General features: G+C 60.3%; 4 protein-coding genes and 1 pseudogene. All 5 read left to right on the top strand.

Features of this window, described 5'->3' with window-relative positions; all coding sequences use genetic code 11:
- A partial coding sequence (locus tag ACIQ36_RS18010; protein WP_395831885.1) for an MmgE/PrpD family protein occupies nt 1–1,215 on the top strand: 1,215 nt, incomplete at its 5' end.
- Between the two features lie 239 nt (nt 1,216–1,454).
- Entirely contained in the window at nt 1,455–2,426 is a 972-nt protein-coding gene (locus ACIQ36_RS18005; RefSeq protein WP_395831882.1) for a MurR/RpiR family transcriptional regulator, read from the top strand.
- 119 nt (nt 2,427–2,545) lie between these two features.
- Nucleotides 2,546–3,571 carry an amino acid ABC transporter substrate-binding protein gene (locus tag ACIQ36_RS18000; RefSeq protein ID WP_395831880.1) on the top strand — a complete coding sequence of 342 codons (1,026 nt, stop codon included), beginning with the start codon at nt 2,546–2,548 and terminating at the stop codon, nt 3,569–3,571.
- A gap of 89 nt (nt 3,572–3,660) precedes the next feature.
- Nucleotides 3,661–4,821 (top strand): amino acid ABC transporter permease, encoded by a 1,161-nt coding sequence (locus ACIQ36_RS17995; RefSeq protein ID WP_395831877.1) that lies wholly within the window; start codon nt 3,661–3,663, stop codon nt 4,819–4,821.
- A gap of 3 nt (nt 4,822–4,824) precedes the next feature.
- Nucleotides 4,825–5,257, top strand: a pseudogene (locus ACIQ36_RS17990) (hypothetical protein); the annotation flags it as partial.

The raw sequence follows: 5,257 nt of genomic DNA, 5'->3' as shown, positions 1-5,257 counted from the left end.
GATTTGCGGGTACTTCCCGATGCGGCGGCGCTGGCGTGGGGAACAGCCTTCCATAAGCGCGAGCTGGACGATCAGACCTACAGCATGGGCGGGCATCTGATGTGCGTTACGCTCGCGGCGCTGATCGGCACGCGCTATGGGCGGGCGGTTGCGTGGGAGGGTCTCTACGACGCAATCACCATCGCCTGCGAGGTGGCGAGCCGCCTGAACCTATGCCTCACCCGCAAGCATATGGAAGCCGGATGGGTTGCGACCACCACCTACGGGCTCATTGCCGCGACGTGCGCGCTCGCCCGTATTGAAAAATTCTCGGTTGCCGAAACGTTGGCGGCGCTGTCGATGGCGGGTGCCAAGGCTTTCGGGGCCAAGAATATCTTCGGAACCCCGGCGAAAGCCGTCAATCCCGGATTAGCTGCGCGCGATGCCGTCATGCTGGCGCGGCTGGCACGGGCAGGGCTCGCGGCCTCCGTTGATCCGTTAGAAGGGCCGTTCGGCTTTGGGCAGATGTATCGGGGCAGTGCAGCCCCCGATTGGTCCCAGCTTGTACCCGAGGCGGAAGGAGGGGTGCCGCTGATTGCCACCGGCATGGCGTTCAAGAAATATGCCTGCTGCGCCTCCGCCCACCGATGCATCGATGCGCTCCTGGCACTGCGGGCGGAGCACGGGTTTACGGCGCAGGATGTGGACAGCGTAATCGCCCGCGTCGGCCCTTTGAACGCGCTCACCTTGCGCTATCCCGATCCGAAAACCCCGTCGGAAGCGCTGTTCAGCATGCCCTATAGTCTGGCGTCGGCGCTACGGTTCGGGAGTATCGGTCCTGCCGATTTTTCCGCCCGCGCGCTGGCCGATCCCGATACCCGCGCGCTGCTTCCCCGCATCAGGATGGCGCTTGTGCCCGAAGCTCTGGTGGAGGGGTTCGTTGAGACGGTTCCGCTGGCGCACTGCGTTGAGGTAACGCTGAAACACAGTTCGACGCGCTTTTGTAAAAGCGTTTTATATCCGAAAGGCGCACCGCAGAACCCCTTTAGCGCTGACGATTGGCGCGAGAAGTTTCATCATTGCACGGACGGCATTCTCTCAAGCGATCACGCGCGCATCCTCGCCACCAGCTTGAACGCGCTGGAGACGGTAAGTTTGACGGATATCGTCAATCTCGTTAGCCAGTTCGACAGCCCGTATGATCCAATGGGCACGCGCTTTCGGCGGGCGCCGTGAAAGTAAATTTTCATGCGTTGCGCGTTAAACGCCAGAATTTTTTTCAACCTTCCGATTGCAGAGTTTCCCCCAACGCTCCCCTATCTATCGCAGAAATGCAGGGGTTTTGGTCTATCAATGCCCCTGATAGTGCCCTTTGACCTGGTTTGCATCTCTTGGTTATCCTTATTGTTTGTCAGACAAAATGATATTTAAAATTTCATATTGACGGGATTATCGAAATATATTTTCATAAACCTATGAGCAAATCACCCCTCTCGCTAAACCCGCATCCCGCCCTGACCGATGCCCCATCGGTCGGCGGAGATATCGCGCAGCGGATCACGCGGTTGTTTCCGGCTTTGTCGGCAACGCACCAGCGGGCGGCGGAATTTGTATTGGCCCATCCGCTCGATGCCGCGACCATGACGATCGACGAGCTGGCGGCGGCGGCGGATATGTCGCTGGCAACCGCCAATCGGTTTGCCCGCGCGTTGGGGTTCGAGACCTATGCCGAGTTTCGGGCGGAACTGGTTGGGCGTGTGCGGGTTCGCATGTCGCAAGAAGATAAACTGCGCGTCGCCCGTCAACGCGATGCCTCGCCCGCCGGGGTCGCGCTAGAGGCGCTGCAAGAAGATATCGCCAACTTGCAAACAACCGTTGCCGATTTAACCGCAGAGGGGCTGGGCGGCGCGGTCGATCTGATGCGCGGGGCGAAACGGATTTACACGGTGGGTTTTGGCGCGAGCGCGTATCTCGCGGGGTTTGCCGCTAGCCATTATGGGCCGTTCTGCAACGATGTGCGCTTTGTCGGCGGCTGGGGCGGGCCGGAGGAAAGCGTGCGCCACCTCCTCAAACTCTCGTCCGACGATCTGCTGATCGCCATTACCTTTCCGCGCTATTCCCGCGATACGGTCGATCTTGCCAAACTGGCGCGGGATCGCGGGGCCGCTGTATTGGCGCTCACGGATATGCCGACCGCGCCGCTGGTGCCGCTTGCCACCCGCTCTTTATTTGCGTCGGCGGAACGGGGGGTTACCTCCTCTTCTGCGGTCGCCGCCCTGGCGCTTATTCAAGCGCTGGGCTCTGCACTCGCCTGGCAACGCACCGACGCGTTGCAAGCGATGGAAGGGCTGACCGATCTGGTTGGCCCCTATGTGTACCCTGAGTCGAACCGTCCTCCAGCCCGCCCGCCGGACTATAAGAAGCGCCGCTCAAAAGAAACACCCTAGGGCCTGAGGCGGTCTCTCAGGTTTCCTCAAAAAGTTCTAGACCGTTGTAATTCAATGCAAATGCGTTAGCGCAAACCCTGTCGCTTGCTCAAAATTTGCTCTAAAACCGGGAGATTATCATGTACGGGACCACTCGTTTCCTCGCGGCGGCGCTTTTAACCGCTGCCGCGACCGCCCCCGCTTTGGCTGGGGCTACCCTTGATGCCGTAAAGCAGCGCGGCGAACTCGTTTGCGGGGTTCATCCCGGACGTGCCGGTTTTGCCTTGGCCGATAGCCAAGGTAAATGGGGTGGCTTTGATATCGATTTCTGCCGCGCCGTTGCCACTGCCGTGCTGGGTGATGCCAATAAGGTGAAGTTTCTCTCCACGACCGGCTCTACGCGCATTACGGCGCTGCAAGCGGGGGAAATCGATCTTCTGTCGCGCAACACCACCTGGACGCTAACGCGCGATGCCTCCTTGGGACTTTCCTGGGTTGGCATCAATCTGTTCGATGGGCAAGCGTTCTTGACCCGCAAAAGCCTGAAGGTCAATAGTGTCAAAGAGTTGAGTGGTGCCACCATCTGCGTCGATGCGGGCAGCACGAGCGAAAAGAACCTGGCGGAATATTTCGCGGCGAAAAAGCTCGACTATAAACCTGTTGTGTTCGAGCAGAACGAAGCGACCCTGGAAGCCTTCCGGTCGAGCCGTTGTCAGGCCATGACCGGCGATGCTACGGCGCTCACCATCCACCGCGCCAATAATCTGGGTGATCCTGAGCAGTTCGTTCTGCTGCCGGAAGTGATCTCGAAAGAGCCGCTTGGGCCAGCCGTGCGCCGGGGTGATGAGGATTGGACCACCATCGTCAAATGGGTGCTCTACGCCATGATCGAAGCCGAAGAAATGGGCATCGGCAAAGCCAATATCGATCAGTTGCGCGCGGAGAGTAAGAATCCCGCCATTCAGCGCATGGTTGGCACGGGGGAAGATACGGGCCGTTTGCTAAAGCTCGATAAGGATTGGTCCTACCGGGTCATCAAACAGGTCGGCAATTACGGCGAGAGCTTTGATGCCAATCTGGGCGCGCGCTCGGCGCTCAAAATGGAACGCGGTCTGAATGATTTGTGGACGCGCGGTGGTCTGATCTACGCACCGCCCGTTCGCTAATTTTCGCCGCGCGTCGGGCCCGGCGGGTCTGTCCCCCAACTCTGCTGGGCCCGGCGTTTCATCTCCTCCTCTTGCTCAAGAAGCCCGCCATGACCGATTTGTCGTCGCCAGCGCCCACCGCGCCCCCAAAGCGGCCTTTCATCCGCACTCCCATGGCGCTTGCCGGGCAAGCTCTGCTGTTGGTCGCCGTGCTGTTAGCGGCGTGGGGGATGGGGCAGAACCTCGATACCAACCTCGCGCGCCGTTCGCTTACGTTCGGGTTTGCTTATTTGATGGAGCCCGCAGGCTTTGATCTTAGCGAAACTCTGTTGCCCTTCACCGGCAGCCAAAACGTGCTCACCGCCTATGCCGCTGGGATCAGCAATACCCTGCGGGTCGCCTTCGCCGCGATGGTGTTGACGACGATCCTCGGCACACTTTTGGGGATTGCCCGCCTCGCCCAAAGCCCGACGATCCGCCTGCTTGCCTCGATTTATGTCGATGTAGTGCGGAATATTCCGGTCTTGGTGCATGTGCTAATTTGGTATTTTTGCTTAAGCAATCTTCTGCCGCTCGCCAGCGACCAAGTGCAGCCGCTGCCGGGACTTTATCTGAGCAAAGAGGGACTTTCGATCCCCGTGCCGATTGCGGGGGCCGGATGGGGGCTGTTCGGCGGTTTTGTGTTCATAGGCTTGCTTGCAGCTTGGGCCGTGCGCCGTGCGACCGGACGGTTTTTGCCTGCCGCCGCCCTGTTCTTGGGGAGTATTCTCGCGGCTGTCGCTGTGCCAATGCTGCTGGGGATGCCGCCAAAGGTCGCTTATCCGCAGATGGGGAAATTCACCATCGTCGGCGGCGCGGTTCTATCGCCCGAATATATGGCGCTGCTGGGCGCGCTGAGTATGGCGGCCTCGGCTTACATGGCAGAAATCGTTCGCGCCGGCATTCTGTCGGTCCAGAAAGGCCAGTGGGAAGCGGCGGCGGCGATAGGCCTCAATCGCAATCAATTGCTGCGCTTCGTGGTGTTGCCGCTGTCGCTGCGGGTAATTATTCCGCCCTACATCAGTCTGTGCCTCAACATTACCAAGAACTCTTCGCTGGCGGTGGCAATCGGCTATCCCGATCTGGTGTCGGTCACGAATACGGTGATGAACCAAAATGGCCGTGCGGTGGAGGGCATTACGGTGCTCGCCAGTGTGTACCTAAGCCTCAGCCTGCTCACCTCGCTGATTATGAATGCCTATAACCGCCGTTGGGCCTTGCGGGAGCGCTAGATCATGTCCGTTCTCACCCTTGCCTCCGGCCTCAAGGCCACCTGGAAACGCCGTACCGATGCCGCCCAAGCGCGGGTGCCGTGGCCGCCGGGGACTGTGCCGAACTCGGTCGTGACCAAAATTCTCAGTGGATTGGCGCTGGCGGCCTTGGTCTATCTGGCCTGGGTGGCGCTGTCCTGGGGCGTGCTCAACAGTGTGACCGCCGCCGACGCGAAAGCCTGCCGCGCGCTCGATCATCGCGGGGCGTGCTGGGGGCTGATCACCGAAAAGCACCGGCTGATTCTGTTCGGGCGCTACCCTTACGAGGAACAGTGGCGGCCTTTGTTGGCAACGCTCGTTCTCGGCACGGCGGTGGCCGGATGCTGCTGGCCCCGGTTATGGGGGTGGAAGCTGGTCCCGCTGGCGCTCGGTGCGCTCGGGGTGTTCTTGGGGCTTA

This window comes from Elstera sp., assembly GCF_044372965.1.
GTDB lineage: Bacteria > Pseudomonadota > Alphaproteobacteria > Elsterales > Elsteraceae > Elstera.
Note: the sequence above shows the minus strand (reverse complement) of the source record. Positions and strands in the feature narration are given on the sequence as shown.